Source organism: Streptomyces sp. UH6, from assembly GCF_013421635.1.
Classification (GTDB): domain Bacteria; phylum Actinomycetota; class Actinomycetes; order Streptomycetales; family Streptomycetaceae; genus Streptomyces; species Streptomyces abyssomicinicus.
The window spans coordinates 1-2,946 of the sequence record NZ_JACADT010000711.1; the positions used below are offsets into that span (position 1 = coordinate 1).

Sequence of the window (2,946 nt, forward strand, 5' to 3'; positions counted from 1 at the left end):
GCCTTGCCCGTCGGGGCGTCAGCGGGCGCGCCGTGGGCGTCCTCACGGCCGAAGTGGTAGCGGGCGATCCGCCGGATCTGGCCCGGCAGCCCGTCCACCGCCCGCAGCAGCGCGGGCTCCACCACCGTCTTGACCCGTGCCAGCAGCACCGCCGCCTCGGGTTCGTCGGGTCGGTCCCGGCCTCTGCCGGCCTCCGTCCGCCGGGCGCCCTGCGGATCCGCGGCACCGCGTGTGTCCGATGCGGCCTGTGCGGCCTGTGTGGCCTGTGCGCCCTGCGTTTCCCCCCGTTCCCGTGCGCCGTGCGTGCCGTGCGGTACCTGTGTCGTGATCACGTGACTCATGGCCCCCCTCGGGGAACTCCTTTCACTTCTGTTCGCCGATCTCCCCCCGCAATGTCCCCACCCTGCCGGGCGGGGACACCGGTCGGCGCGGGTCAGCTCACCTCCATCGCCCGATCTCCACGTTCTCCAGCACTCCGAGCGCGTCCGGAACCAGCACGGCCGCCGAGTAGTACGTCGTCACCAGGTAGTTGATGACCGCCTGCTCGTTGATACCCATGAACCGGACGGACAGCCCGGGCTCGATCTCGTCCGGGATGCCGGTCTGGTGGAGACCGACGACACCCTGGTCGTCCTCACCGGTACGCATGGCGATGATCGAGGTCGTGCGGGCCTCGGTCACCGGGATCTTGTTGCACGGGTAGATGGGGACGCCGCGCCAGGTGGGCACCCGCTGGCCGCCCACGTCGACCGACTCCGGCACCAGACCGCGCTTGTTGAGTTCGCGGCCGAAGGCGGCGATGGCGCGCGGGTGGGCGAGGAACAGCTTGGTGCCGCGGCGCCGGCTGAGCAGTTCGTCCATGTCGTCGGGGCCGGGGACGCCGTCGTGCGGCTGGATGCGCTGGTCGTACTCGCAGTTGTGCAGCAGGCCGAACTCGCGGTTGTTGACCATCTCGTGCTCCTGGCGCTCCTTGAGCGCCTCGACCGTCAGCCGGAGCTGGTGCTCGGTCTGGTTCATCGGCTGGTTGTACAGGTCGGCGATCCGGCTGTGGATGCTCAGGACCGTCTGGGCGACGCTCAGCTCGTACTCGCGGGGCCGCGCCTCGTAGTCCACGAAGGTCCGCGGGATGTCCACCTCACCGGCGTGTCCGGCGGACAGGTCGATGGCCTTCTCGCCGTACTTGTTGGTCCGCTGGGCGGGAATGGCGCGCTGCCGGCGCAGGTGCTCGCGCAGCGGCTCGGAGCGTTCCGCGATCTGGTCCAGGTCACGGCGGGGCAGTGCGAGCACGGTGCAACCGGTGACGGCGCGCAGGGTGAACTCCCAGATGGACTCCGGGTCGAGGATCGACTGGTCGCCGAAGTAGGCGCCGTCGGCGAGGACTCCGAGGACGGCGTCCTCGTCGTAGGGGCCCGATCCGACCTTCTCCACCTTGCCGTGGGCGAGGAGGAAGACCTCGTCCACCTGGCTGCCGAAGGAGGCGATGATCTGGCCCGGCGCGAACTCCCGCTGCCGGCACCGCTGGGCGAGCTCGCCCAGCACCTCCAGGTCCTCGAATTCGCGCAGCGCGGGCAGTTCGCCGAGTTCCGCCGGGATCACCTCGACCTGGTCACCCGTCTTCACGAAGGTGATCCGGCCGTCCCCCACGGCGTAGGTGAGCCTGCGGTTCACCCGGTAGGTGCCGCCCTGCACGTTCACCCAGGGAAGGGTGCGCAGCAGCCAGCGGGAGCTGATCTCCTGCATCTGCGGAGCGGACTTGGTGGTGGTGGCCAGGTTCCGCGCGGCTGCCGTGCCGAGGCTCTGCTGCGGCCGGTCCTGCTCGGTGCGGATCTCTTCGCCTACCGACATAAAGAATTGCCCTCCCGGTTGTGCCCCGCGCCGGTGCAGCGTGGCGGGGCCTGTTGACGTGATCCACTCTCGGCGACGGAACGTGTCCGCGCCATTACCCGAAAGAGCGGGACTGAAGGCGCGTTCGACGGGGCAGGGCTCGCAGTTCGGGTCCGGATGCGCCGCGAACGCGCCCGTAGCCTCCGTGAACACACCCGGATGAGGATTCCGCTCGGCCCGACCGCGGTAGGAACCGTGCGTGACGGATCAGTCACTCTGCGCGAAGGAGGTCCGTCATGGCCAAACCCATGTCGGCGAGGACGTTCCTGAAGATCTTGAAGGACGAGGGCCTGAGGGTCGAGGAGGTGGGTGACTGGAGGGATCACAACCGCAACTCGGCCGGCTCCTGGGGGCCGGTCCACGGGGTGATGGTCCACCACACGGCCACCGAGGGGGCGGAGCGGACGGTGGAGATCTGCCGGGAGGGCAGGTCCGACCTGCCGGGGCCGCTCTGCCACGGCGTGATCACCAAGGACGGCACGGTCCACCTGGTCGGCTGCGGGCGCGCCAACCACGCGGGGCTGGGCGACGACGAGGTGCTGCGGGCGGTGATCGCCGAGCGCGCGCTGCCGCCCGAGAACGAGGCGCGGGCCGACGGCAACCGGTACTTCTACGGCTTCGAGTGCGAGAACCTCGGCGACGGGGACGACCCCTGGCCGGACGAGCAGATCGACGCCGTCGCCCGCGCGGCCGCGGCGATCTGCCGGCACCACGGGTGGTCGGCGCGGTCGGTGATCGGGCACCTGGAGTGGCAGCCCGGGAAGACCGATCCCCGGGGGTTCACCATGAAGGCGCTGCGGGAGCGGGTGGCGGAACGCCTGAAGTGAGGCGGGGAGGCTCCGGTGGGCGAGCGAGGCGGGTGGCGCGCGGACGCCGGTGACACCGGCGACGCGGCCACGCGGGGGGGGCGCGGGACACCGGTGACGGGTCCGGCGGGCCGGGGGCGACAATGGGCGGGTGAACGAGGTCCGGGTGCCGGGACGGGTGCCGTCGCCGCTGGTGGAGGTCGCGGACGAGCGGTTCGCCCGGCGCGGGGTGCGTCTGCTGCTGAAGCGGGACGAC

2 protein-coding genes are annotated in these 2,946 nt (G+C 71.1%); one reads left to right on the forward strand and one right to left on the reverse strand.

What is annotated here, in order from left to right:
• Nucleotides 1–438 precede the first annotated feature (438 nt).
• Entirely contained in the window at nt 439–1,845 is a 1,407-nt protein-coding gene (locus tag HW445_RS24675; RefSeq protein ID WP_180223139.1) for a family 2B encapsulin nanocompartment shell protein, read from the reverse strand.
• A 275-nt stretch (nt 1,846–2,120) separates the two neighbouring features.
• Here HW445_RS24675 and HW445_RS24680 point away from each other — a divergent pair, with 275 nt between their 5' ends.
• A complete protein-coding gene (locus HW445_RS24680) occupies nt 2,121–2,711 on the forward strand; it encodes an N-acetylmuramoyl-L-alanine amidase (protein ID WP_180223140.1) in 591 nt (196 codons plus the stop codon).
• Nucleotides 2,712–2,946 lie beyond the last annotated feature (235 nt).